At 42.2% G+C, this 24,752-nt stretch carries 32 protein-coding genes and 3 pseudogenes; 27 read left to right on the top strand and 8 right to left on the bottom strand.

Annotated features, from left to right (window positions below):
* Positions 1 to 23: 23 nt before the first annotated feature.
* From R7Z78_RS20985 to R7Z78_RS20975, 3 genes are all read right to left on the bottom strand, one after another.
* Positions 24 to 275, bottom strand: coding sequence for a hypothetical protein (locus R7Z78_RS20985; RefSeq protein ID WP_025625038.1), 252 nt, complete (start codon positions 273 to 275; stop codon positions 24 to 26).
* A gap of 22 nt (positions 276 to 297) precedes the next feature.
* Positions 298 to 561, bottom strand: coding sequence for a hypothetical protein (locus R7Z78_RS20980; protein ID WP_169643969.1), 264 nt, complete (start codon positions 559 to 561; stop codon positions 298 to 300).
* A 190-nt stretch (positions 562 to 751) separates the two neighbouring features.
* Positions 752 to 940, bottom strand: a complete 189-nt coding sequence (locus R7Z78_RS20975; RefSeq protein WP_140301925.1) for a hypothetical protein — start codon at positions 938 to 940, stop codon at positions 752 to 754.
* A 326-nt stretch (positions 941 to 1,266) separates the two neighbouring features.
* Between R7Z78_RS20975 and R7Z78_RS20970 the strand changes: the two genes are divergently transcribed.
* The gene (locus R7Z78_RS20970) at positions 1,267 to 2,187 is read left to right on the top strand and encodes an IS5-like element ISVal1 family transposase (RefSeq protein WP_140301924.1); all 921 of its coding nucleotides are present in this window, start codon (positions 1,267 to 1,269) and stop codon (positions 2,185 to 2,187) included.
* 105 nt (positions 2,188 to 2,292) lie between these two features.
* On the opposite strand, the gene R7Z78_RS20965 is transcribed toward R7Z78_RS20970, so the two are convergent.
* Complete coding sequence (locus tag R7Z78_RS20965) at positions 2,293 to 2,487, bottom strand: MbtH family protein (protein WP_017634326.1); 195 nt, start codon at positions 2,485 to 2,487, stop codon at positions 2,293 to 2,295.
* Between the two features lie 23 nt (positions 2,488 to 2,510).
* Entirely contained in the window at positions 2,511 to 3,830 is a 1,320-nt protein-coding gene (gene fes, locus R7Z78_RS20960) for an enterochelin esterase (RefSeq protein WP_169643967.1), read from the bottom strand.
* Between the two features lie 186 nt (positions 3,831 to 4,016).
* On the opposite strand from fes, the gene R7Z78_RS20955 reads away from it, so the two are divergent.
* The 3 genes from R7Z78_RS20955 (at position 4,017) to R7Z78_RS20945 (ending at position 7,072) form a co-directional block, all read left to right on the top strand.
* Positions 4,017 to 6,110 (top strand): TonB-dependent receptor, encoded by a 2,094-nt coding sequence (locus R7Z78_RS20955; RefSeq protein WP_140301922.1) that lies wholly within the window; start codon positions 4,017 to 4,019, stop codon positions 6,108 to 6,110.
* Positions 6,111 to 6,369: 259 nt separating this feature from the next.
* Entirely contained in the window at positions 6,370 to 6,615 is a 246-nt protein-coding gene (locus R7Z78_RS20950; RefSeq protein WP_257977361.1) for a hypothetical protein, read from the top strand.
* 28 nt (positions 6,616 to 6,643) lie between these two features.
* The gene (locus R7Z78_RS20945; protein ID WP_257977360.1) at positions 6,644 to 7,072 is read left to right on the top strand and encodes a hypothetical protein; all 429 of its coding nucleotides are present in this window, start codon (positions 6,644 to 6,646) and stop codon (positions 7,070 to 7,072) included.
* Positions 7,073 to 7,152: 80 nt separating this feature from the next.
* On the opposite strand, the pseudogene R7Z78_RS20940 reads toward R7Z78_RS20945, so the two are convergent.
* A pseudogene (locus R7Z78_RS20940) lies at positions 7,153 to 7,374 on the bottom strand (cupin domain-containing protein); the annotation flags it as partial.
* On the opposite strand from R7Z78_RS20940, the gene R7Z78_RS20935 reads away from it, so the two are divergent.
* Positions 7,333 to 7,590, top strand: coding sequence for a hypothetical protein (locus R7Z78_RS20935; RefSeq protein WP_212733966.1), 258 nt, complete (start codon positions 7,333 to 7,335; stop codon positions 7,588 to 7,590). The pseudogene R7Z78_RS20940 and the gene R7Z78_RS20935 overlap by 42 nt on opposite strands.
* Before the next feature lie 261 nt (positions 7,591 to 7,851).
* On the opposite strand, the pseudogene R7Z78_RS20930 reads toward R7Z78_RS20935, so the two are convergent.
* A pseudogene (locus tag R7Z78_RS20930) lies at positions 7,852 to 7,977 on the bottom strand (hypothetical protein); the annotation flags it as partial.
* Between R7Z78_RS20930 and R7Z78_RS20925 the strand changes: the two are divergent.
* The 3 genes from R7Z78_RS20925 to R7Z78_RS20915 all read left to right on the top strand — a co-directional run bounded on the left by R7Z78_RS20925 (position 7,934) and on the right by R7Z78_RS20915 (position 9,905).
* The gene (locus R7Z78_RS20925) at positions 7,934 to 8,203 is read left to right on the top strand and encodes a transposase (RefSeq protein WP_257977359.1); all 270 of its coding nucleotides are present in this window, start codon (positions 7,934 to 7,936) and stop codon (positions 8,201 to 8,203) included. The pseudogene R7Z78_RS20930 and the gene R7Z78_RS20925 overlap by 44 nt on opposite strands.
* A 483-nt stretch (positions 8,204 to 8,686) precedes the next feature.
* Positions 8,687 to 9,355 (top strand): N-6 DNA methylase, encoded by a 669-nt coding sequence (locus tag R7Z78_RS20920; RefSeq protein WP_140301920.1) that lies wholly within the window; start codon positions 8,687 to 8,689, stop codon positions 9,353 to 9,355.
* A 103-nt stretch (positions 9,356 to 9,458) separates the two neighbouring features.
* Positions 9,459 to 9,905: a hypothetical protein gene (locus R7Z78_RS20915; RefSeq protein WP_140301919.1), complete on the top strand. Its 447-nt coding sequence runs from the start codon at positions 9,459 to 9,461 to the stop codon at positions 9,903 to 9,905.
* A gap of 87 nt (positions 9,906 to 9,992) precedes the next feature.
* Here the strand turns inward: R7Z78_RS20915 and R7Z78_RS20910 are convergent, their stop codons facing one another.
* Positions 9,993 to 10,916, bottom strand: a complete 924-nt coding sequence (locus R7Z78_RS20910; RefSeq protein ID WP_140301918.1) for a hypothetical protein — start codon at positions 10,914 to 10,916, stop codon at positions 9,993 to 9,995.
* A 95-nt stretch (positions 10,917 to 11,011) separates the two neighbouring features.
* Here R7Z78_RS20910 and R7Z78_RS20905 point away from each other — a divergent pair, with 95 nt between their 5' ends.
* From R7Z78_RS20905 to R7Z78_RS20815, 19 genes and pseudogenes are all read left to right on the top strand, one after another.
* Entirely contained in the window at positions 11,012 to 11,746 is a 735-nt protein-coding gene (locus R7Z78_RS20905; RefSeq protein ID WP_025624801.1) for a tyrosine-type recombinase/integrase, read from the top strand.
* A 69-nt stretch (positions 11,747 to 11,815) separates the two neighbouring features.
* Complete coding sequence (locus tag R7Z78_RS20900) at positions 11,816 to 12,145, top strand: hypothetical protein (protein ID WP_025624802.1); 330 nt, start codon at positions 11,816 to 11,818, stop codon at positions 12,143 to 12,145.
* 20 nt (positions 12,146 to 12,165) lie between these two features.
* Complete coding sequence (locus tag R7Z78_RS20895) at positions 12,166 to 12,960, top strand: DsbA family protein (protein ID WP_140301916.1); 795 nt, start codon at positions 12,166 to 12,168, stop codon at positions 12,958 to 12,960.
* A gap of 192 nt (positions 12,961 to 13,152) precedes the next feature.
* Entirely contained in the window at positions 13,153 to 13,374 is a 222-nt protein-coding gene (locus tag R7Z78_RS20890) for a hypothetical protein (protein WP_140301915.1), read from the top strand.
* Positions 13,375 to 13,753: 379 nt separating this feature from the next.
* Positions 13,754 to 14,122: a hypothetical protein gene (locus tag R7Z78_RS20885; RefSeq protein WP_025624714.1), complete on the top strand. Its 369-nt coding sequence runs from the start codon at positions 13,754 to 13,756 to the stop codon at positions 14,120 to 14,122.
* Between the two features lie 77 nt (positions 14,123 to 14,199).
* Positions 14,200 to 14,862, top strand: a pseudogene (gene bet / locus R7Z78_RS20880) (phage recombination protein Bet); the annotation flags it as partial.
* A 426-nt stretch (positions 14,863 to 15,288) separates the two neighbouring features.
* Positions 15,289 to 16,491 carry a lambda-exonuclease family protein gene (locus R7Z78_RS20875; RefSeq protein ID WP_140301913.1) on the top strand — a complete coding sequence of 401 codons (1,203 nt, stop codon included), beginning with the start codon at positions 15,289 to 15,291 and terminating at the stop codon, positions 16,489 to 16,491.
* Positions 16,492 to 16,500: 9 nt separating this feature from the next.
* On the top strand, positions 16,501 to 16,815 hold the full coding sequence (locus R7Z78_RS20870; protein ID WP_140301912.1) for a hypothetical protein: 315 nt from the start codon (positions 16,501 to 16,503) through the stop codon (positions 16,813 to 16,815).
* Entirely contained in the window at positions 16,815 to 17,081 is a 267-nt protein-coding gene (locus R7Z78_RS20865) for a hypothetical protein (protein ID WP_140301911.1), read from the top strand. Before R7Z78_RS20870 ends, R7Z78_RS20865 begins: the two co-directional genes overlap by 1 nt.
* Positions 17,082 to 17,171: 90 nt before the next feature.
* Complete coding sequence (locus R7Z78_RS20860; RefSeq protein WP_140301910.1) at positions 17,172 to 18,128, top strand: AAA family ATPase; 957 nt, start codon at positions 17,172 to 17,174, stop codon at positions 18,126 to 18,128.
* A gap of 78 nt (positions 18,129 to 18,206) precedes the next feature.
* On the top strand, positions 18,207 to 18,437 hold the full coding sequence (locus tag R7Z78_RS20855; RefSeq protein WP_169643965.1) for a hypothetical protein: 231 nt from the start codon (positions 18,207 to 18,209) through the stop codon (positions 18,435 to 18,437).
* A 274-nt stretch (positions 18,438 to 18,711) separates the two neighbouring features.
* Positions 18,712 to 19,797 carry a DUF3150 domain-containing protein gene (locus R7Z78_RS20850; RefSeq protein ID WP_169643962.1) on the top strand — a complete coding sequence of 362 codons (1,086 nt, stop codon included), beginning with the start codon at positions 18,712 to 18,714 and terminating at the stop codon, positions 19,795 to 19,797.
* A 73-nt stretch (positions 19,798 to 19,870) separates the two neighbouring features.
* Positions 19,871 to 20,449 carry a hypothetical protein gene (locus tag R7Z78_RS20845; protein ID WP_212733965.1) on the top strand — a complete coding sequence of 193 codons (579 nt, stop codon included), beginning with the start codon at positions 19,871 to 19,873 and terminating at the stop codon, positions 20,447 to 20,449.
* 274 nt (positions 20,450 to 20,723) lie between these two features.
* On the top strand, positions 20,724 to 20,966 hold the full coding sequence (locus R7Z78_RS20840) for a hypothetical protein (RefSeq protein WP_025624725.1): 243 nt from the start codon (positions 20,724 to 20,726) through the stop codon (positions 20,964 to 20,966).
* Positions 20,967 to 21,067: 101 nt separating this feature from the next.
* Positions 21,068 to 21,682, top strand: a complete 615-nt coding sequence (locus R7Z78_RS20835; RefSeq protein WP_140301908.1) for a hypothetical protein — start codon at positions 21,068 to 21,070, stop codon at positions 21,680 to 21,682.
* A 79-nt stretch (positions 21,683 to 21,761) separates the two neighbouring features.
* Positions 21,762 to 23,186: a DNA cytosine methyltransferase gene (locus tag R7Z78_RS20830; RefSeq protein WP_140301907.1), complete on the top strand. Its 1,425-nt coding sequence runs from the start codon at positions 21,762 to 21,764 to the stop codon at positions 23,184 to 23,186.
* A gap of 85 nt (positions 23,187 to 23,271) precedes the next feature.
* Positions 23,272 to 23,646 carry a hypothetical protein gene (locus R7Z78_RS20825; RefSeq protein WP_140301906.1) on the top strand — a complete coding sequence of 125 codons (375 nt, stop codon included), beginning with the start codon at positions 23,272 to 23,274 and terminating at the stop codon, positions 23,644 to 23,646.
* Between the two features lie 391 nt (positions 23,647 to 24,037).
* A complete protein-coding gene (locus R7Z78_RS20820; RefSeq protein ID WP_169643960.1) occupies positions 24,038 to 24,481 on the top strand; it encodes a DUF2787 family protein in 444 nt (147 codons plus the stop codon).
* Positions 24,482 to 24,483: 2 nt separating this feature from the next.
* Positions 24,484 to 24,729, top strand: coding sequence for a hypothetical protein (locus R7Z78_RS20815; RefSeq protein WP_025624734.1), 246 nt, complete (start codon positions 24,484 to 24,486; stop codon positions 24,727 to 24,729).
* The last annotated feature ends 23 nt before the right edge of the window (positions 24,730 to 24,752 follow it).

Genomic DNA, 24,752 nt, shown 5'->3' with positions numbered 1-24,752 from the left:
TCCAAATCGTCCAAACTCCCTCATTACTCGGTGATGATTGCCGAATTGTCTTCGACCATTTCTTGTGCTGTTTTTAGTCGTTGACCAAGTTTGATGTAAAGCGCCTCTGCTGCATCGAAAGACAGTTCAAGTTTATGCGTGTGCAAATTTTTAAACTCTGTCTCTGTGTGAGCTATAAGCTTGTCGCTGACAATCTCAAGTTCAACGCCTTTAATGTGCTCAACTACATGAGATTCAGTTAATAGCAACACTTCAACTTCTTCTCTAAATGCCATGCTCATTTCCCCGTAATTTCCGTTACTTAGTGTTGTAAGCGTTAAACCAGCCGCTAACTGTCTCAAACTCGCTTCCTGTTAGCGCGATGTTCCCACTGCCATTTAAAAACTCAATGCGTTGATTGGTTAGTTCAAACTCATTTTCATTTAGCGTTATTGTGATGCCATTTACGCCAGTGGTGACAACAATATGAAATCGACTATCAATTGGCTCACGAACTGCCATCAAACCAATTAAAACTTGTCCAGCCGTACAAAGCTGCTCAATCATTGTATTTTTAGCCATAGCTTCGATTTTCCCTGCTTATTACGATTTATGCGTTCCGCACATTGTTTCGCCATGTAATGCTGCATGTAAGCACTGAGTGCCACTCTTTGTTGTTGCAGAGCAACGGTCAACCATGACTTTTTCTACAAATTGAAAGACCGTACCCGATTTGTGCGGTTGGTTTTCCAATTTTGAATAAACCTCTTGGCTATACGAGTGCCATTTTTTTAGATAGTTCCCCTTTACATATACCAACACCACCGTCATTTGATGTTGCAAAGTAATGTTCACTTCGAACAGCTACTGCTTTCGGTAATTGCTTTAACGGAACATCACTAATGACTTCACCATCCTTTGAACCGCCTTTAAGGTGAATATCTGTATACCCTCGCGCCATAATTTTCCCTTATGCATGTGCATTTTCCTTGTAGCGAAAAAACACACATCACGGATTTTTACCGTGTTGTTTAGCATACCATAAGCACAGTGGGAGTTTAGGGGAAACGAGTATGGCACTTATTGGGGTTTTGCGCCCATTTCAGCGAAAAGCCCAACAACTAGATAGTGCTTTTGACTCAAGAAACTACCAATCCGCATCACTTAAAAGTTAATTCAAAAAGGGGAAGAGCTTTGCTTGTATTGACGGCTTTGTTGCGTAATTCGATGGAACTAAATCAGGAAGTTACGATCTGATCGGTTACATCAGTTAATCATCGTAGCCTTATGCCGAAACCTCGTTACAAAACAACTAACTGGAAGCAGTACAATAAAGCCTTAATCAACCGTGGTTCTCTGACTTTTTGGATTGATGAGGAAGCGATAGCCGAGTGGAAGCAAAACAAACAAGGCAAGCGTGGTAGACCTCGCCGATTCAGCGACTTAACCATTACTACCGCACTGATGGTTAAGCGCGTCTTCTCCATGCCATTGAGAGCGCTGCAAGGCTTTCTAGACTCAGTATTTAAGCTGGCTCACATCCCGCTTGTTTGCCCACACTACACCTGTATAAGCCGCCGAGCTAAGGAAGTTGAGGTTTCATTTAAAACCAAAACCAGAGGAGCAATACAACATCTGGCCATTGATGCCACTGGCCTCAAGGTTTATGGCGAAGGTGAATGGAAGGTCAAGAAGCATGGTACTGATGGGAAGCGCAGAGTCTGGCGTAAGCTGCATATCGCAGTAGATACAAGCACCCACGAAATAGTCGCAGCAGAGCTGAGCTTATCTAACGTAACCGATGCCGAAGTGCTCCCTAACTTACTCAAGCAGACACGTCGCAAAATCATTGAGATATCAGGCGATGGCGCTTATGACACAAGGAATTGCCATGATGCCATACGGATCAAGCGAGCGGTTCCGCTTATCCCGCCACGAGAAGGGGCTGCCTTCTGGGAGCAAGGACACCCTCGCAATTTAGCAGTAGGTTGTCAGAAGCTCTACGGCTCCAACAAGAAGTGGAAAAAGCGGTATGGTTATCACAAGCGTTCGCTCTCTGAAACAGCCATGTATCGCGTGAAGCAGTTGCTAGGTGGGAGGTTAAGCCTGAGAAACTACAATTCTCAGGTTGGCGAAACCTACGCCATGATTAAAGCGCTGAACAAGCTTACAGGGCTTGGTATGCCTGAAACTCAGTATATTGTTTAATAATTATTCAATTTCGGACGACTTGGTTTTCTGTCCGAATTACGCAACAAAGCCGTTTATTCCTTAGAAATGTAATTATTATCGTCGTGGCTATTTGTTTGTTTTTTACACACGAATGTCGTGCCAATTCGCTTCGATATAATCAATGCAGTCTTGCTTTAGTGACGGACCAAATGTGCTTTTCCAGCCAGGAGGGATCCCTTTGAACTCAGGCCATAAACTATATTGATTGTTGTGATTAATCAGCACAAAGAACTGGTTTTCAGGTTCGTCAAAAGGATTAATGTATTTCTCAGACATAGTTAACTCCAATCATAGAAAAATCAGGATTCAAAATTAAAAACATATGACAACCCATCAATGATGCCTCCGCGCCAACACAGGCGTTCATGTCCACCATCAAAGGTGCGAAACGATAACCGATGGTTTTGTTGCTTAAGTTGCTGGTACAGGTCTTGGCTCAAGTCCACCATGATGTCTTCCCCTAACCCAACTTCCATAAAAACACTTAGCTTTACGTTAGAACCAAGGCCAGAATGAACCAATTGACTCATTTGAGTTAAAGGTTCGCTTGTTTGAAGAGGAGAATATTCACTAGGTGGCTTCACTAACGAAAAATCAGGCCACCAGAATGAACCCGACTGACAAACAACCGCACCAAAACGGTCCGGATGGTTCAATCCGGCATACATCGCACTCAAACCACCAAGGCTTTGCCCAACAACAGCCGTACGATTAGCCTCATTAGTAATTGGGAAATAATGACCAACCAACGGCAGCAGTTCTTGAGTGATAGCCTGCCAAAACAAAGGGTTGCAACTGAATTCTTCACTACGCAGCGCTCCATTGATTTCATCAATGAAGACATACAAGGCAGGTGGAAGCTGACCGCTGCTCGTCGCATCGGTCAGCGCACTGAACAGAGGCATGGATTGAGACCAAAATTGACCATCTAAGACTAAAACCAATGGCAGTTCAGCCATTTGGTCAGCGCTGGCTGTCGAATACAACCAAACATAGCGCTCATTACCTAAACACTGGCTAGTCCAAGCCAGCTGCATGCCCGCTCCTGCCTGAACATTGCCATTTTTTGTATCGAACCTTGACCAAGCACTTTGCGATACTGCCTTTGGCATAGATAGCGGCGTTTTCGAACGTCCCCATTCGCAGGCTGACAAATTGTTTTTACTTAAATCATCGCGAACACTAAGAGGAAAAATGGTTCTCAACCACTCCCGATGCTTGGTGCGTTTCTCTTGGTATGTTCCGTGGTACGCTGGTTGGACGCGTTCATGTGTCACTGGAATAAACGTGTAGCTCCCACGCCACGTACTGTTTACCCTTGCCTTATAAAACCAAACATCCGTTCCTTTGACATGAGTAAGCCTTGCCATATCAAAGCTGTGATGATCAGTAATACCATTGATATCAATGTATATTTCCTTAACACTGTCATCCGTGTTTCGCCAAAGAAATAGCAGCTCAACGCTTGTATTATCTTGGGAAAGGATAAAAGGTGTTCCTTTTGTCTGCACCTCGTTCCACCAACATGGGGCTCCTACTTCTTCATTATCTTCAAGCAAACCACTTAAAACACTATTGATATTCTTATTTTCTATTATTCGAAAAACCTTTATATCCATCACAAATCCAACTTGTACGTCGATACTTCATGCATATCTTCTAGTAATGAGATAGCACAAACTTATATCATCATTGTTGTAAATAATAATAATTATCATTAGTATTATTGATGCAACACTTTTTTACATAAATGTTGTTACAACATCAAATGTTTTCTTCTTTTTTTATTAAGGAATACTCAGGTCATGAAGCCCATGGATTTAAACAGTGGCATCACCATCACTAATACTGGCAAGACTAAACTTGCCATGCTCATTGGTGTAATTTGCCTTGGAGCCAGCACCACTCTTTCAGCAGAGCAAGTGAACAACAGCAATACTAAGAAAGGCCAAGAAACCCTAACAACCCTAGAAACCATTGTGGTACTTGGTGAAAAACTCGGTGGTACACTTGCTGAGAACACAAGCTCAGTCACCGTTTTTACTGATGAAGCAGACAATGGCGAAGATCAAACATACTACGATCTACTCGATCGCGTCCCGAATGTACTGAATGCCCCTTCTGGTATTCCACATATTCGAGGTGTCGATGGTCGTGGGCCTGGTGAAGGCTTCCTTTCCTTCATGACAGGAGCGACACCAAGGGTGAATACAACCGTTGATGGCGTGTCAGAGTCATGGACTGGTGAAGCCTTTGGTAAAGCCGGATTGTGGGATACAGAACAAGTAGAGATTTATAAAGGCCCTCAATCAACCAACCAAGGCCGAAATAGTATTGGCGGCGCGGTGGTCATCAAAACCAAAGATCCAACGTTCCACTTTGAAAGTAAAGTTCGTGGTGGCTACGAAAACGAAGATGACAAATATCACTTAGCTGGTGTTGTTTCTGCCCCAATCGTGTCTGAAAAGCTCGCATTTCGATTAGCCGCCGAGGGCACAAAGGGTAATACACCAATTGATTACTCGCTGCCCGATAATGACCAATATCCATGGGACCCTTCTGAAGTTGAATCCTATAATGTGAGAGGTAAGCTGTTATTCAAACCGATGTCTAACGATAAGCTTACGCTAAAACTAACATTGGCTAGCCGTAATGAAGAAGGTCAATATACAAATCTGGTTTCTGAAAAAGGTAAGTTTGAATACATTGATGAAAACGGTACTCGACGTCAAACAACCGAAAGCTGGAATGCAAATTTTGACATAAATTACTTAATCAATGATGAATTAACCCTTGATGTATTGCTTGCGCGCCGAGACTATAATACGAAATTCAAAGCTTATCCTCGTACGGACTGGTGGGGTGATGTTGATGAAAAAAACTACACCGCAGAAGCGAAGCTATCTTATAACTCGTTAGATGACAAATACAATGCCATTGTCGGGGTAAGCAGTTTTTACAAAGATCAGGATACGCAAACAGACTCGATGAAGCGTAAAGATAAAGTTCTGACCAACTCAATTTACTTCGATTCAAAAGTCCAGCTCAATAACCGTTGGGGCTTGCTACTTGGCGCTCGTTACGAAAAAGATGAGCTGAAGCGTGATTTTGACCACGCAAGGTTCCCACTCGATTTCAATGCTGATGAAAGTAACGGTATTTTGCTACCAAAAGTCGGTGTAACTTTAAATGTATCAGACAATTCAATGCTTGGACTTACTGCTCGTAAAGGATACAACGCTGGCGGACTTGGATACAACGAGTACCAACAACAGGTCTTTGTGTTTGAGCAGGAAGAAGTCTGGACTTATGAGCTAAGTTCCCGTTCAACTTTCCTTGAAAATAGACTTGGTTTGACTGCAAATGTCTTCTACAACGACTATGAAAACTATCAAACGGTCGTGTATGGTGACAGTGGAAATCGTTTCGACAATTACATAGCAAACATCCCTAAAGGAAAAACATACGGTACTGAAGTTGAAACCAATTACTGGTTTGACTCAGGTCTGGACGTATTCGCATTTGTAGGCTTGTTAAAAACAGAAATCACCGAAGGACCAAGCGGTACTGTTGAAAACTTAAATGGGAATGAGTTCAGTTATGCACCTGAAGTGTCGGCTGGTCTTGGCTTCACCCAACAGCTAGATTCGGGCATTTTCTTTGGTGCTCGTGTTAATCACGTAACGGATTACTTTACAGATCTCGCCAACACCCGAAGTACGTCAGCAGGCGACTACACCATATTGAATCTCAATGCAGGTTATGCCATGAATGATCTCACCATTCGGGCCTACATTAAGAATGCAACAGATGAAGATTACGTTCTTCGCCATAAGAATGATCTTATCGAAATGGGCGGACCTCGTACATTCGGTCTTGTGGCTGATTACCAATTCTAACAACACAAAGTGCTCCGATGTTATTGTTATATAGTAACTTAAGGATGTATTGTCTATTAAGGCAGATAAATCTGCTTTTTTCGTAACGTTTATTAAGTACATCGTGACTTGTGTGTACGGCATGTATAGAGAATAGTATTACTCCTTACCAAAGACAAAATAAAGAATCGCAATTAGTCAACTCAATGGATTCCAAAGGAATCCATTTTTTTCTTCACAAAGCTAAAATGATTAACTACGGTATATCAGTGAATACCTGATGCTCATCAGCCAAGGGCAACTGTTGTACTTGTTGGGCTTCAGCTTTCTGTATGGTTTACTGCATTCGGTTGCCCCTGGACACGGTAAAACGGCAGTGACGTCAATGAGCTTGATTCATGGCTACCGTCGCCGACAAGCACTTGTGTTAATGGCGATTATTGCCGCCCTACAAGCCGCGAGCGCGTGCATTCTTTTCGTGATTACTGCCAAGATTAGAGCAGTTTGCTTTCAGCCTTTCCGATAATGTTCGTCTGCTGACGCAAGGTTGTGCGGTGTTTATTGTTTTATTGGCGCTGAAAGAGTTTGCGTCGGTGGCCAAGCGCCGCATCAAGCAAACACGATCTCAAGAAGATGATGATTCCGCAGGTTCTAATGACAATATTTCATGGAAAGCACTGCTACTCATCGGCTTCCGCCCTTGTACTGGGGCGGTGTTAGTTCTGTTTCTCTCTAACATGCTAGGCAGCTTAATGTGGGGCATGGTCGCGACATTCGTGATGGCTTTAGGAACGGCAATGACCAACTCGATATTGGTGTTCAACGCTTTAACGATTCAACGCCAAATGAAAAATCACAGCGCCAAACCCAATGCCAACTTGAGCAATACGCTTAACCTCGTGTTAGCAGTCACCATGGTGGCATCGGGCTTTATTCTCTATAACTTTGCCAGCGTGGCAGGATTGCAGAACTTCGTCAGATAAGTACCGCCAGCAATAAACGCAAAAGCCCCAACACTTGGTTGGGGCTGAATTTACATTGATTTGTATTTCAATACTGCGTGTTACTTAGGCTCGCGCAACAGGTACAGCATCAGCTTCAATGGCGTTTTCGCGATAATGCTGTGAGGCAAATGCGCGTCCATCAACAACCAAGCGCCAGCTTTTAGTTCCTTCGCCTCTTCTTCTAACGTGAACGTACATTCTCCTTCGAGTATTTGTGCAATCGCTGACACTGCTGCAGTATGTTCGCTCATTTCTTCACCTTCGGCGAAACCGAAGATAACGTACCAACCATCAATTGGACGCCAGAAAAAACGGTGAAGCAAGTTGGCAAACTCCCGATTCAAGTCAATTTATACCTGCGAACCTTAAATGGACGATGGATGGCAAAGCTCCTCGAGCAAGGTTTAAGGATACCGTTGGGGGAAGACGTTCTTTCTAAATGCACCATGTTGAATAAATACAACATGGTGGTTCTGTGTACGATGTTGACAACTTAAGAGCCCCCGTAATACAACACGAGGATTAACAACGAATAGCATTAGAAGAATGGATTACTTTTAGTAAGGCAAAACCCAATTAACAGGATATGAATGAGTATTTACTCTGTCTTATAATGGGGCAAATGTTAGTTTCAATCTTTGTCTTTCGAGACTTGCTCAATAGTATCAATTCAGGAAAACAGTAAAGGTTGTGATATCACAACAGATAGTGCTCCCTGAAAATCAGGCGAGCGACCACTTGGTTTAGAATGAAAAGATTTAAGCAGGATGGACTAAAATATGAGCTTGATTCGATTTAGCATTCCACTCTTTCATCTCAGCGATGAATAGACCATGAGCGTTGATTGAGTTAATCAGTTCTGGGGCTTGTTCTGACTGCATCATTTATTATAACTCGGCCTTACTATCCAATCTGATTGAGAAGTTTGAGCAAGAAGGTAATCAGGACGTGGTGAATCTGATAGCGGGTTTATCTCCAGTCGCATGGCGTCATATCCAACTTGCCGGTAATTACACCTTTGGTATTCAGAAAGAAAATATTGTTCTAGAGAAACTGCTTGAGAACTTAGAGCCTTGGAGAGAGGATAGCATGATCGAACTGGTGGCTTAAGAGAAGTATTTGGAGTTCCACGCCGTAACCGCCGAAATTTCCGTTAAGAACGGAAATCCTCGTGATTAAGCCCTTTGTTGCTTGTAATTGCAAACGAATAAGGGGCCTTTAATGAGAATTAAATCGTACTAGTCATATGAGACGTAAGAATCAACGATAGAAGCCTGATTGAATCACGCTTGAGAGTGTCCGTTTAGCGGTGGTCTATCGGACGTCTGTTTTTCTCAAATCAGAAAAAACGGCGGTTCCGGCATAGAACCCCTATTTAAAAACAAGCTATCTCTGCTAGCCCTTATAAATAAAGGGCTAGCAGCTTACATTGAACTTTTCGCTGAAATGGGCACAAACCCCCTTATTGGGGTCACTCGACGATTCGGAAAATATTGTACGCTAAGAGTGTAACTCCATATTCCTCTCACAGATCTTTGGAAATAATTTATATGTAATAAGTTATTAGCTTATTACATATAAAAAGGCATTGGCATGAAGATCCAGTCGGAATATAAGAAAGCTTTCAATTTAATTGAAAAGTGGCGCTACCGTTATGATGTGAGCAAGGCGGTACAATTGTTTGTGGCACAGTGGGCGTATGAATGCACTGGACTGTATCAACCTACGGAACGCGAAGTGCAAGAGGATGAGTTTATAGAGGTAGCAAAACCACTTAGTCACATCCTCGCTAACCTTATGTACAGTGGTGTAAGTGATCCGCTGGCGTTCATTCTTTCAGAGTTCTGCAAAGGAGATGCGAAACACCAAGGCTACTATCCTACGCCTCCTGAAGTCGGTTATCTCATATCTAAATTACTTCAAAGCGACCAGGATATACCACATAAAGACGCTTCATTCTCTAAACCTGGCAACCTGAAAATATACGAACCATGCTGCGGTTCGGCAGGGATCATCATGGAAAAGCTAGAGCAAGTGTTTTACCAAAACATTGAGCTAGATGAACCTCTTGGGCATTTTGAATTAACGGTAGAGGACATCAGCTCTACAGCTCTACATGCGTTCTGCATTCAGGTCATATTCAAGATCAAGTACCTCTCTTTGGTCAGCGGTAAGAAAGCTGAACCCTTCCAGATAGACATAAATCAGATCGATGTACTTCGCAGAAGTCAGGGGAGAACAAGGTATTTGTTTACACGCTGAACCTGCCCTACAGGTGCAATAGCTAAACTTTGTTAAGTGTATTTAGGAAATAGTTGAACGTAAGATACAGTCGAATCAGATACATAAACAACGGAAAAACAGCATGACAGGGATAATGCCGGACAATCATTATAACTACGCTGCTATCTGCGTCGAAAACCTTGGTCAATCTGGTGTTCTCGTAACATGCCAACCACTCGATTTAGAGAGCTTTGGTGCCGAAGGGCATGTTCTGATTCTTTGCTCGAATAAGACTGCCGCTATTAAATGCGTTCGAATAGAACTTCTGCAAAGAAGCCAATGTGAGTGTGCTTTGTTACATTTCGACCACGCTACTAAAAGGTGTGATTATGAATTAGCAAAGCTTCTTGAAAACTATGATGCTGTCGCTGATATCAAGGCTGATATTAGGACGATCGAACGCCGAATAGGGGACATGAAACGGGTTAGGGCGATGGATGTACAAGAGTTGGCGCTAACTGACCTTCTTCCAATGGAAGAAATATCATTCGAAATGACCAAATCCCTCATAAAAACACCTGTGTATTAATCTGTGATGGCTCTAATCCCGATGGTGCCTTGAGCTGTCTCAGGCATCTGATAAGACTCCCTAATCCCGCCTTTTCTATTAGTGCACCTAACCCTCCGTCACGAACACTCGAAACCCCAAATCAACCGGCATCTCAACCTGTCTCGCGGTCAACTCAAGTTTATCAGCCCGTTTCTTTCTCGGCGGCGTAGCATATATTGAAGGACAATCATCAGGATGAACCACGATTAAACCAAATTTAGACCGGACAGCCTTGCTTTCGCCGTTATCAAAGCTAATCCGGCAAGTGTACTGTGAGCCGGTAAAATGTCTTACATGAACACGACTATAATCTGAACACTCTAAATACTGGCGTAACTCATCAATAGCAACACGAATAGTCATTAGCTCCCCAAACTTGTCATAGTTCGTTTCAACTGAATCAAACCCATGAGCTTTAAATGCAGAATGGACATCTGCATTCAACTCCGCATCCACACTGCCAGTGTACAAAGTAAATTGCCCTTCATCGGGTAAAATCCTGGCACTATACGCATCGTCGCGGCTGTGATTTATTTGCGCTACACGCTCATGGAACACAGGGAAACGATTAGGGTATCGTGGCTTTTTGCTATCCTCATTCATGAAAGACACTGCTTTATCATAAAGTTCCGTTAGAACGTTGTGCCTCTCTTTACATTCGTCAAATAGCTCAAGCGTCCTAAAAGTGATGATTTTTCTTATAAATCTCGGTGGACGGTAACGAACGCCAACCTTCATAATCTGCATTGAATATCCAAAAGGAACGGGTTGACCTTCAACATCGTACATATCTGAACTTGCGTTGATATCGAGCAGAGTTATTGCGTTCTTACACAGCCAAGCATAAAACTGCTTTTCATCTTCATAAAACGCACTCCACAATCTACTTCTCTGCTTTCGTATGGTGACGGTGTCACTTTTTTGATCCTGTTTCTTCGAATCAAGTAGGTCATTCTCAATTTGGTCGGTCATTTTGGATGTGCGTTTCATAGGTTAATATCTTATTATTCTAGATGAGCAATTAGGTGATGTCATACTTAATGTTTCATTAAAACTTTGAAACTTGTGTGCAAAGGGGTAGCAAGGTGAGCCAACCAAAGCGAATTAATCAAAGAATTGATATATCCAACGACAATTTAGGGCTAACGGTGCAAGGCACTAAAAAGCGTCGAAAGGAGCCAACGAAGCCGCCAAAGAGTGCAGATGAAGCAAGAGCACTTATTGAGGAACTGTATGAACGCAGCCCACTGCTAAGCCTTACCGCCTCAATGAGTGCGCTTACAGGACTGCGATACAGTGATGCTTCTTGGCTAGAGTTTTCGGACTTCTTTGATGAATTTGGTCAGTGGAAAAAACATTTCGACCTGTGCCAACAAAAAGCTTTCAACATGCGGATTGCTCGTGAAGGAACAGATAGAGCCACCGCTTACAATGCCTCACTTGTGCGCGTGTACATCAATGATGGTATCAAAGAGATCGTAGAAGAATGCCGCTACCTAAGTTGTTCTGACGAACTTCTATTCGCCAATTCAAGAAGCAGCTTAAAGCAACCCGATGGCACTATCATTCCTCGCCCTATGTCAGTACAAAGTGCGAACTGGCATCACGCAAAAGTAAAAGAAAAGTTTAAGCTCGGCTATGCGTTTGGTACTCACTCGTGGCGAAAATACTTTGCTAAGAAAATGATTGAAAAAGGCGTAACTGTCGAGAAAATCAGAGACTTCTTAGGTCAATCTAGCCTTAACAGCACCAACCATTACCTAAGCACATTTGATGAGCAGCTAGCTCCAATTATCAGTGAAATGAGTCTTTTTGAATAAATCACGTTTAGGAAATTTTAACTGTCCTCATATACTCGATATTAGAGAGAAACAAGGGGACAGTCCTAAATGACAACACTAGATAAAAATAACAAATTCAATGATTTGAACAATCAAATTGGCGAAATCCTAAAGTATTCTAACGAACTAAATATCCCGCTATCTATTGCTTTTGAGTTGAATGATAACGTTGAACTAGTTTCAAATGATCAGTGTTCAGGCAAAGAGCAATTCGAAAACATAAAAACCCTTCACGAATCAAAAGGCGATGTGACTGATTTCTTACTCAGCTTATGCAAGCTACCAGAACAGTCAAATCCGCTTAACAATGTTAAGTCACACAATAATCAAGCTGACTTTACAATGACCAATTCCCAAGTTTTGTCTACCAAGCACTAATCGATCAGGAGCAATATTTAATGGAACAGAAGAAAATCAACCTCGGACTAGGTGGTGTATGCCTAGCATTAATCATTTCGAATGTAACTTTGTACAACTCGCTACAAGAAAAAAGTGAAGTTATAACAAAGCTGTCCGATGCAATGATCAATGTTGAAACCAATATGCTTCAGGCTCCTTCCTCGTTCGCTGCTGAAGACGTTAAAAACTATATTATGGACAACCCTGATGTCGTAGTGAAATCCCTTGCTAAGTATCGCTTTGAGCAAGAGCAAGCAACCAAAGCCCAAGAAGCCAAAAAGGTTGAAACCTCTATGGATGCTTTATACAACGACAAGAACGATCCATTTATTGGCAATCCAAATGGTAAGCATGTAGTGGTTGAGTTTGTTGACTATAACTGTGGGTACTGTAAGCGTTTGGCTCCAACGCTAAAAGAATTCGTTGCTATTGATCCTGAAGCCAAGGTTATCGTGAAGGAATATCCTATCTTCACCAATCAGCCAACATCTGCATATTCCGCGATGGTGGCAACGGCTGTGTTCTACTACAAACCTGAAGTATATGGCGACATTCACCATGCATTTATGGGCAGCAAACTAACTCGTGAAGGTATTGACGAAATCTTAGTAAACTACGGTATCGACAAAGACAAGCTTCAACCGCATATGGAAACAGCTAGAAAGCAGATTGAGAAGGTCAGAGGCTTAGGTGCACAATTACAAGTGACTGGTACACCAACCGTGTTTATAGGAGCTGAACGTGCTCATGGCGGGTGGTCTGCACAGCAATTAAAAGCCAAGTTTACTAACTAATGGATCGCGCAATGACGAAATTTGGTTCAACAGTATGCCTAACAGCTATTATGATTCTATCTGTGGGGGTTCAAGGCGAACGCTTCTGAGTCATACGATATGAAGCTGCAAGCACTACAATCCTCGTGTCCGAGCTGCGCTGAAATTTCCGAAAGAGCTATGACAATTCGACATGAATCTTGCGGAGAACCAATGAGTAAAGAGAACTTAGCAAAGCTGATGACAGAATCAAAAATCTACCCGTTCATGGTTTCTATGTACGGCGTAATTTCTAAACCTGAAGTGATAAATGCGTACTGGCAAGGGTTACAGGAATCCGCTAATTGTGATGATGAGACAGCATGGATAGACGACTTCAAAGAGCTAATTCTGTCTGAAAAATACTTCAACTTACTTTCGCCTCAAGTCCAATGAATTGATAGTTATGACAAATTTGGCAAGAACAGTAGCGCACCAAAGGTGCGCTTTTTTTATTTGGAAATTTTTTACTCTATGATATTGTTAACTCAGTTTTAGCCGAGAGTCCTATTTGGACTTTCACTAAATGCTCCAACTTGGAGCAAAACCAAGTCCTCTTTATGAGGCAAAAAAGTGGTTGCCGGTAACGGTATGATGTCGGACGAGAATCGTCATAGATCGCGCAAGCGGCGAAAGCAGCGACACCACAAAATCTGCTTTTAAGACATAACCTAATAGTTCCGCTTAACGTGGAATCCTATCAAACCCCAAGGGTAATCTTTTACCCAAAGTGGGGCATAGATTTACCCTTTTTTATTTAAAATTGGAGTAAATCATGAACTCAACTCAACAAACGCTAACATCTGTACTTGTATGTGCATTCATTATTGCAATGTATAAAGTTTCAGATTCAGCAGCTCAATTCGTAGCAATGGCAATTTTTGTTTTAGTTCCCGTAACTATTGCATATGCCGCTATTCGAATTGGCAAACTGCTCCTTAACCGTTCTTCATCTCAAATCAAACGTAACGTTCGTATGACTAAAGACGAAGTAGAACAGCGGATCGCAAATGCTAACCAGGCAAAAGCAATCTCTGGCGCAGAACTAATGAATATCCCTGCTTACGCTCGTAAACAGAAAGGTATCCATTACCCAATGACAACAGACGTTCTAAATGGTCACGTTGTCGTAGCACGAGGCTAATTTTTGGTTAGCTTTCTTTAAATCAAACCCGATGGGGCTATGTCCCTATGGGTGTAGCTCCGTCTTTGGAGTTACAAATGACACATCCTCAAACAAGTAATCAAACTCAAAGTACACAAAAGGAAGATGCTAACAAAAAGAAGTTGGTCGGGAAAATTGCTGAGAAGTTTGGTGTAGATCCAAGAGGTTTTTGGGACACACTGAAATCTACAGCCTTTAAGCAACGCAACGGCGATGCACCTACCAATGAACAAATGATGGCTCTTTTGATTGTGGCAGACCAGTACGGTTTGAACCCTTTCACTAAAGAGATCTACGCTTTCCCCGACCAAAACAATGGAATAATTCCAATTGTTGGTGTTGATGGATGGTCACGGATCATAAACACTCATCCTCAGTTTGATGGGTTAGAATTTAGGTTTTCATCTGAAAAGGTGTCAATGCCTAATGCCAAAGAGTGTCCTGAGTGGTGTGAATGCATCGTTTACCGCAAGGATAGAACTCGTCCAACGATAGTGCGGGAATACCTCGATGAAGTATTCCGAAGCTTAAACTATAACAACCCTTGGAAAAGCCATACAAAGCGCATGTTGCGCCATAAGGCAATGATCCAAACTGCTCGTATAGCATTAGGTTACGTGGGTATTTATGACGAAGACGAAGCAAGTCGAATCATAGAGAGCCAAAGCCAAGCAACCACAAAGCAGCCCATCGAGTTCGAAGAACAAACTCAGCCTTTACCAAAACCTCAAGCACAATCAGAACTGATGAGTGACTTGAATCAAGCTGATTTTGATACCTTTGAAGATGCTCAATACGTCCCTGTTGATGAAGAAAACACACCGACTCAACAAGCCAATGCAACTAGCCATTTTCAATCTAGTGAAGATGACATTGTAAAAACACAATTTGGCATGTTGGCATCTAAGGATGTCAATATGATTGACCAGATGGTGTCATTTACTGTGGATACCGGCGCATGGGACACAACAAAAGATAGTTTCAAAGAACGCTATGATGGCGCAACGTTAGAGTATGCATTAAGCACTCTTAACGAAGCGTTCGACAAAGAGTTTGCTGAATAAATTTATCCAACCCTATAAGGGCGTATCCTGCCCTTATAGGCGTGATGCACCCTTATATTTTTAAAATTTAAGGAGGGCATTATGCCTGTAGTAGATATCGTTCAACGTAGTGAAAAGTGGTTTGAGTGGCGGAAGCAAGGCATTACAGCCTCAATGATTCCGGTGATCATGGGGTTATCTCCATATCAAACACCTTACCAACTTTGGGCAGAATTGGTCGGCTTGAAAGAACCGGATGATTTGTCCAAAAACTACCATGTGCAAAGGGGTGTAGAACAAGAACCCGAAGCGCGTGAAGCCGTTGAAAACGAATATGGTAAGCCTTACATGCCAGTGTGTGTTGAAGCTGACCATGAGCACCTTTTCCGAGCATCTTTAGATGGTTTATACATACTAGGCTCAGATAAAGAAGTATTGGAAATCAAATGTCCTTGCGAAAAAATCTACAACGAGATTTTAGCAATGCAAGGACAAGCACCAACGTTTCAAATGTACGCTGCGCAAGTGCAGTGGCAATTGAACTGTTCGGGAGCTGACATTGGTAGATTGTACTTCTACTTGCGGGGTAAACGCCCTATTTCAACTCGCATTCGTCGCAATGACGCTTTTATTAAAAAAGCAGAAAAAGCAGCGATTGATTTCTGGAAACGAGTTCAGTCGAACACACCTCCAGAGATGATCGAGGGTCGAGATAAGGTTGTCTATGACACTCCAATTTCTAATCAGGATAACTCTTGGCAAGAAAGAGTAGAACAGTACAAAGAAAAGTCAGCGCGTCATGCTGAACTCGTTCGTCAATGCGATGCGGTAAAAGCTGATCTTAAACAGCTTGAATCGTATTTCACCGAACAAATACCAAGTGACGTTCAAACCTTCAATAAAGATGGTATTCGCGCAACCCGTGTCGATAAGACCGGTAATGTGAACTACCAAAACTTGCTAGCGGAAATTGAAGATACGATGAATGTGGTTATTCCATCTTCACTTATCGAAAAACACCGTAACAAAGGCTCTACTTACTTCCGTGTGACCATTCAAGAAGAATCAAGCAATCAAGCTGACGTTCCAATTGAACAATATCAACCGAAAGTTGAAGCAGAACAGCCTAAGCAAGAAGCAACACCACTTTCAGTGACTCCGGCAGAACAAGCTGTTCCGTCCTCGCTTATAAGTGACGTTGAAACCCATACCGAACCTGAAGAACCTACACCTATAACAGCGCCAATTAAGCCGCTGGCACCAGGTAACTTCTTCGAAAAATCAGCTCAAAACCACTACTTCTAAGGAGAGTGTATGTTTAACTTCGGTGAAACATATCTTGCCGTTGATCGGCTTATTGATAGCGTTTGGACAGTAAAATTCGAGTTCCAACCTGACGGTGTAAAAATTCTCTCATTTTCGAGTGACAACCCTGATGGTTACAAACTAGAACAAACTCTGCCAAAGGTTCGCATTATCGAAAACGACAAACGCATTGTACATGCCATAAAGGTTTATAACCCTGACATGCCATCGTTTGAACGTGACCAAGATAATTACTTGATTGGAGAGTACAAGGTTGCTAATCCGCAATACGTTTTCAGCTACACAGAAAGCGAGGTGGAATAATGGCGATCAAAGTACCTTTCAAACCCAAAGTACCTCAAATCACACTAGATTTGCGGGGTGAACAAGGAAATGTTTTTCAACTAATAAATCTTGCTAGAAAGCTATCAGCTCAGCTTGGTTTAGATGGAGAAAAAATTCAAAAACGTATGATGACTGGTAATTATTACAGTGCAGTCAACATCTTCGACGCTTACTTTGGTGACTTTGTCACTTTGTTAGTATCAGAAGACATCAGAGAACAGCTATCAGTAGAAAAACTACTGTGATCTGAATCTGACATTATCCAACCCAATACGGGCAACACAGCCCGTAGGGGAGCTGTAGTTGCCCTTTTTATTATTTGAAGGAAAGCAGCTATGGCTAAATTAATTGAAAAAACTTACCCACTCGAAATTTTTGGTTTTCAAGGTACAGGTATGGGCGTTAAAGGTTTTGAACCATGTAACCACCCTAATGTGCCGATGCTAAAAAAAGAGTATGTGTTTCGTCGGGAAACGTTAAGAGATGTCGTGAACTTTATTGATTGTTCTTTTGGTGATGGGTTACTGATTGTCGGTCCAACCGGCTGCGGCAAAACATCATTGGCAGAACAAGTTTGCGCTCGGCTACATTACCCTGTTCAAAACTACACTTGTGGTGGCTCAACCGAATTTATGGATTTGGTAGGGCAATGGACACTTCAAAATGGTTCAACCGTCTGGATGGATGGTGTGTTAACCAAAGCGATGCGTGAAGGTCACATTCTCATTCTTAATGAAATTGACCTTGTCGATCCGGCTGAATTAGCAAACCTAAATGGAGTGCTAGAAGGTTCACCATTAGTGTTATCGCAAAAGAACGGCGAAATAGTGTATCCACACGAAAATTTCCGTTTGATTGCTACTTCAAATTCAAATGGCTCAGGTAGCGATGGGATGTATGCTGGCGTCCAGCGTCAGAATCTCGCGTTCCTAGACCGATTTATCGTTATTGAAGTTGACTATGCAGATGCAGATGTTGAGAAGGATATCTTGGGCAAAATTGCTCCGAATATCCCGAACACCATTCGTGAACGTATGGTCGCATTAGCGAATAAAGTAAGAACCGTGTTTAAAGGAGAGGAAGATACTAGCATTGAGCTAAGTGTCACTTTTTCTACTCGAACACTAATTCGTTGGGCTATTCAAATCCAACGAAACATGGGAGCACCTTGCGCTTTAAGCTATGCACTTGATCGTGCATTACTGAATCGTTGCTCTAACGCTGAAGAAAAGGAAGCTATTAATACCTGGGCGATAGCCCTATTTGGTAGCAGCTTTGATCCTGAAGCGTAATTAAATCAATCCCAACGGGGTATGTGTCCCGTTGGTACATATGCCTCTTGTTGGTACAAAAAACTTAAAGAGGTATAAATGTTTGATTTTTATTTAATCTATTACTTGTTTATCAAGTATCTAAAAGCTGTTGTGCACTTCGCACATAAGCGGAAAAAAGAGGTAGCTGTTCAACTAAAACTGCTTGGCACTGCATCCTATACTGCTGCATTCGTGTACGCTATCGAGAAAGGTTTAGACTTCAACGTGTTGAAGCTAACTGTAATCGGTATACTCGTTGTAGCATTAGCAGAAAAGCTTAATCGGTAGTAACATAAACTTAGGTTCACTTAATCAAGGAGAACTGCAATGACAGCTATCTACATAATTAGTGGTATTGCTATCGCTATTGGGTTGCTAACAATGTATGCACCCAATATCGAGAAATGGTGCGATAAGCAGCTAGCAAAAAAGCACTAAGAAACAACGATAAGAAGTAGCGTAAGCACTCTTATCTAAATTTGAAAACCGCCAAAGGGCATATCAATTAGCCCTGGGGCGAATGGTATGTCCTTTTTTTATACATAAAATTGGAGATACCATTATGACTACACAACCTACCTCTGTTCTGAATGACATTGTTGCTGTTCAACTGAACGTTAACCAATGGACAGGACGGAAAAAACTGGCAGAAAATGACCTCTCACTACAAGGTGAAGTTCCACCAAAAGAGATCATTAACCTCGGCAGTAAACACACTACAGATCCCAAGGCTCTAAAAGTATTCAATACTTTGAAACGTCAAATGGAACGAGCTTGCCTGACCATCGGCATCCCGTTCCTTGGTGGATATGCAGTACCTTCAGATAAGGCAGATGAACTAGCCAAACGACTAACAAAAATCGTTGGTCAGTTTGAGCTAGAGAAAACTGCTTATCTTCAAAAGCATGAGTCAATTCAACAAGACTGGATCAAGAATTTCCCTCAATACGAGCGTATTCTTGTGAAAGCATTGACTCCTACTTCAGATGTTGAGAAACGTATTAATGCCTCTTTCTCAATGTTTAAAGTTCAATCCGCACAGTCTGCCGTTACTGTCGATGCTGGACTATCAAATCAAGTTGATAGTTTGGGAGAGACATTGGATGCAGACATCTTGAAAAGCTCCAATAAGCTACTTGATAGCTTAACGGGTGCAATTCAACCGAACCAAACCAATGTAGCTTCATTGCGGAAACTCCGCGAGAAAGTACAAGGTTTGGCTTTCCTAAATGGTCGCTTTTTGAAGCTAGTCAATAAGATTAAGCAAGTAGAAAGTGCCATGCCTATTACTGGTAAGCTCAACACTGATGAAGTACATAGACTGTCTGGTTTACTGTATCAAATGAGTGATGAAGATAGGTTGCAAGCGTTAATGAGCAACTTAGAAAACGAGCCAGTACCGGTTGCCGCTACTCAACCAGCCGTTGAGCAGCCACAACCTGCAAGCTTAGAGTCAACCTTAGAACCTGCAAGTGTCGATTTTGAATCAGACGATGTGTTTGGGTTGGGTGATGCAGACTTTAGTTTCGGTGAACCTGATTATGATGAGTCAGATTTGGGACTAAGCGAGGCAGATTTTAGTTTTGAGTTCAGCGATATTTCAACGTCGAGCACACAACAATCTGCAACGAAAGCTACATTCTTCTAAGTTCAAAACAAACCCTAGACGGGAGCAATTCCCGTCAGGGGGTTGCTCCATTTTTAATATATGGAGTTCTACTATGTTTCATCAAATCACTTTCGAATCTCGATCCCCGTATCGCTACGTTGCTCATTTCAGAAAGCCATCCTCTAACCTTCATGATATGGACTCTTACTTCTCCGTTGAAGTCCACGTATCTCAGAATGAATGGGGAACGCTAATGGATGAGAATATTCGATATTCAATTGAAATTTGTAAGATAGAACGTCCTGATATCATGGCGTTTTATACGTACAAATCACGTAGATTCACATTCTCCGGCGACCAATTTGTTACTGATATTGGTAAGCTTTTGGTTAAGTATGGTGTTGTAGCTGAAGGAGTACCTTTTCAGGTCAACATTGAACTAAACAGAAAGGTGCATTCGTTCATGCAAATGAACGCCGGATGCGTATACGCAAAAGAATCTACGCATTTACAAACAGTACAAGATCTGTTTTCAGAGTTCGCGGATATACCTGTAAACAATGAAGATGAGATCGAGCAAAGCTGGGCGCATTTTGATAAAGGAAATGACCGCTTTGAAGTTTTGAAGTGGTTTGAAGAATCATTCGGTTATCCGGTGGACTTCTTACTCACTCTAGAACAATGCTCATAGTTTGGAGGGAGATTACATGTCTTTTCCTGCTTGTACTGCTAACCAAATAACCTACGAATATTTCTGTGTTTTAGCGTCACACTCATGGAGTCGGCACAAAGTACAGCGAGTTCTCAGGCAAAATGGTTCACATAGCTACTTCACTTACCATTTAGTAGATTAACAATCCCTGTATAGACGACTGAGAGCGTCAAATACAGATTTAACCCCTATGGGCGTACTTTGCCCAACAGGGGGCATAGTGCGCTTCATACTTTCATTTGGAGTTTCAACTATGTTATTTCGTTATAACCCTCAAGCTAGATCAATCGTATTTTGGTCAGTGCTTACTCTTGGTGTTCTAATTGTGCTGTTTCCGGTAATTACCGCATTCACGTATGAGTGGAAATCATTTTTCGAAGAACCGAGCGCGTTTGTACGGGATGTAAGGCAATTCATTGTCTTACTTGGATATTGCCTACTAGGTAGTTCCCCGTTCCTAGCGATGGCGCTTGCGATGAAAAAAGAATGGTTCTAACACCGATAACTGAGGCTTGATTTAGCCTCTATCAAAACTACCCCAAAGGGCGTACTTTGCCCGCAGGGGCATAGTGCGCCTTTTCTGATTAAGGAAGCACTATGAATCCTAGAGATGTTAGCTTTCAAGAATACAAGTCACAATGGACTCTTACCTATGAGCACGAAGACTTTTTTCTTGATGTCGAACAGTACGGTTGTCACGAAACCACTTTTGAACGCTGGCTGAAGCGCCAACGCATGTTCATTAAGCGGTACGGTGAGAATTGCACTATCAAACTATGTGACCTCGAATTACCAGAACGAACTTGGCAGTTTTTTACTCGCCATTTTGAGCGTGTAACTCGAACACAATATCTTGTAGATAAATACCCCGATGGCTTTTTTGAAGCGATAACTGAAGATGGGCAAGTGGCAGCGTTCTTACCGGATACGTATGGCAAGAAACCCTATCGGTTGTCCTTCTATGGAGAAAACGGGGCGCGTTATCATGAAACCTATGACTCAAGATCAGAAGCACTCAACGTCCTTGCTCACAGAAAATATTCTGCGAAAGAAGGGGCGTTAGATGCTCTGGTTGGTACTGATTCATGGAATCGAGGGGTCTATATCTGCAATTGGATAGCAGAAGGAATATTGCCCCACGATGGAATAAAACGCGATAAACACATACCCGAAGTCGCTCAGCTCTTTGCTGAAAGTCTTCAAGCGGCTTGATAAGCCATTCAATTAAACCCAATGGGGACTACTCCCCATTGGGAGTAGTCCCTTCTTATTTATTGAGAAGGAAAATCAAATGGCAACTATTGTAAATACAAAAATCGGTTTAAATCGTGGGCGCAAGCGCGTCTTCCTCGAAGGTAGAAAGCTCTCTTGCGCTGGTTATAAACCTGGCATGATGTACAACTTGAGCATCACTGACAATCAACTGCACATCGAGCTTTCTGAAGCCGGTAAATACAAAATTAGTCGGCGCACAAATCGAACAAGTGGTGAAGAACTGCCAGTAATTGATATTACTGCTAACGCTCTAGCTGAACTGTTCGAAGAAAGCGAAACTGTCAGAGTTCTGATTAAACAGGGAAAGATTGTTGTTTCAAAACATCATTTAACTGAGAACGCGAACAGGCGTGAACAGAGGCTTTTGGACAAATTAGAGTCTGGTAAGCCACTAGATGTTTGTTCGGTGTTTCATGGTGGGGGAATCTTAGATGCCGCGATGCATCATGGATTTAAACGCAACAATGTAAAAACCAAAGTGGCTATCGCAGTGGAACGTGAAAGCCGTTATTTGGAAAGCTCATTACGAAACAACCCTGAGTTATGGAATAGCGATTCAATTGTTATTGAATCACCAATAGAACTGATAAACGTACAACGCAGTAAACAAGCGCACGAATGCGATTTGCTTTACGCTTCAACGCCTTGTACCGGCGCATCGTTAAGTGGCCGCACTAAGAACAAACTCAAGCAAGCTGAAGATCACTCGGAAGCTGGCAGTATGTTCTTTTACACTCTAGAAATGATTGTGCAGTTGAATCCTAGTGCAGTTCTAATTGAAAACGTACCCCAATACTCTTCCAGCGCATCTATGTCTGTAATTCGTAGCGTACTGGATAGCCTCGGCTACACAGTCCAAGAGCGAATCTTCTCAGGTCTAGAATTTGGAGCTTTGGAAAGTAGGGATCGGTTAGTTGTGGTCGCGTTATCAAACGGGATAGATACGTTTGATATAGATAAGGTGATTAAAGGTCAACTTTATCCTAAGCCGGACTCAGTTAATGACATATTGGAAGATGTTGAACCTGATTCACCTCGCTGGAAAACGTTTAGTTATTTAGCGGATAAGGAAAAGAGAGACAAAGCTGCTGGCAAAGGATTCGCTCGTCAAATTCTTACGGGTTACGAAAGTTGTTTAGGAACAATAGGTAGAGGGTACGCTAAGTGCCGCAGTACCGAACCATTTCTACAACACTCGACCAATAATGAATTGAGCCGGATTTTGACAAAAAATGAACATGCACGAGTTAAGAATATTCCAGAAGCAAAGGTTTTCGGGCTATCTGAAACTGTCGCTCATGAAATTTTAGGTCAGTCAGTCATTTACTCTGTCTTTGATATATTGGGAATGCAGCTTTCCTCTGACTTGCTAACTTGGCAGTCCAAAAGGAATAGACAAAACCAAAACTTAAATGTAATACCAATCAAGAAATGTGCTTAGCACAGTAACCTACCCCTAACGGGCGCAATTGCCCGTTTTGGGGTGATTGCGTTCCGTTTATCAACAATGAAATCGGAGAGCAATCATGGGTTTTTTCTCTTGGAAAACAGCAGATACATCAGAATCAATTGCAAACATCAGCTCTGGAAAACATAAAGGCGTCAGCGTTTATCTTCTGAGTCCTGATGGTAATCACATCGAGGAACGGGCATATGGCGGATATGGGCGTTTTGGCGGTGTTGACGCATATGCATGGCTTGCAAAGCAAAACCTTGGAAGCGATGTTGAACATCTTTGTTTGTATGATGATGAAAACGAGCTAAGAACGTTGGGAATAGAGCTGCAATATGAGGCACATAGCCGAATTTCGTTGCCCTTAAAATTCTCATTTGATCAAGATGCTATCTATGATGAGTTACCAGAAAGTGATGATTGTCCACACCAAGGTTTCTTCTATTAGACTAAGCACGATACACACTAACCCTACGTTAGTGTGTATCTCAATGCTGACTTTGGACGCATTGAGATACACATTATTTTGAAAACTAAACAGAGTGTTATAGAATCAAAGCAAGTTAGATTTTAGCCGAGAGTCCTATTTGGACTTTCACTAAATGCTCCACTTGGAGCAAAACCAAGTCCTCTTGATGAGGCAAAAAAGTGGTTGCCGGTAACGGTATGATGTCGGACGAGAATCGTCATAGATCGCGCAAGCGGCGAAAGCAGCGACACCACAAAATCTGCTTTTAAAACATAACCTAATAGTTCCGCTTAACGTGGAATCCTATCAAACCTACGGGTGCAACCATCCGTAGGGTAGTTGTACCCATTTTATTTCAATGAGGTACATCATGCTTACTCTTAAACAAAACCTACCGATTACTGTTCCAAACGAGCTCATTGAGTTTATTTCTGAACATGTACAACGGGACGGTATATCAATCATTAGCTTCAACGACACAAAGTACCACCCAAGTACAGGTGGCTTCCGTCCTGTTGAAATCATGGTTGAAAAGCTCGGCAACTATGTTGCTTTGCACTACTACACTGAATTTGCTTATGAGGGACAAGGCAGCTATGCCCAACTTTGTAAGTCAAATGACTTCGATTTATCGCTGAATACCTACTATTCAGAGTTCATGGGTCTAATTCCACTGAACGACGAAGTAGGCGAAACGTTTGAGATGTTTGTAAAGAACACTCTCTCATACGCTAGCTTAGGTATGTATGACGAAATTAAAGTTAGCTTTATCGGCGGTCACTTACTGCTGCATAAAGACATGGTGGAGGCGTAATAATGGAACTAAATTTCTTCATTATCGCCAACGTAAATAACATGGTTCGAGATTGGATAGATGAACTCCGTCTATTCAAGTACACCAACGACTCCTGCTCAGATTTTTTGGTCGATGTAATAGCGACAAAAGAAATGAATGGCGAGTTGGACGAACTACTTACACTTATCAATGCAAACTGCACTGAGAGTTACACTTTGAACGAACTGGATAATTGCCAATACGTTCATGTGCATGTAATCAACTAATCCACTTTAAATACTCCCACTAG

The sequence above is a fragment of the Vibrio sp. 1167 genome (assembly GCF_033340375.1).
In the GTDB taxonomy this organism is placed as follows: Bacteria; Pseudomonadota; Gammaproteobacteria; order Enterobacterales; family Vibrionaceae; genus Vibrio; species Vibrio alginolyticus.
Note: the sequence above shows the minus strand (reverse complement) of the source record. Positions and strands in the feature narration are given on the sequence as shown.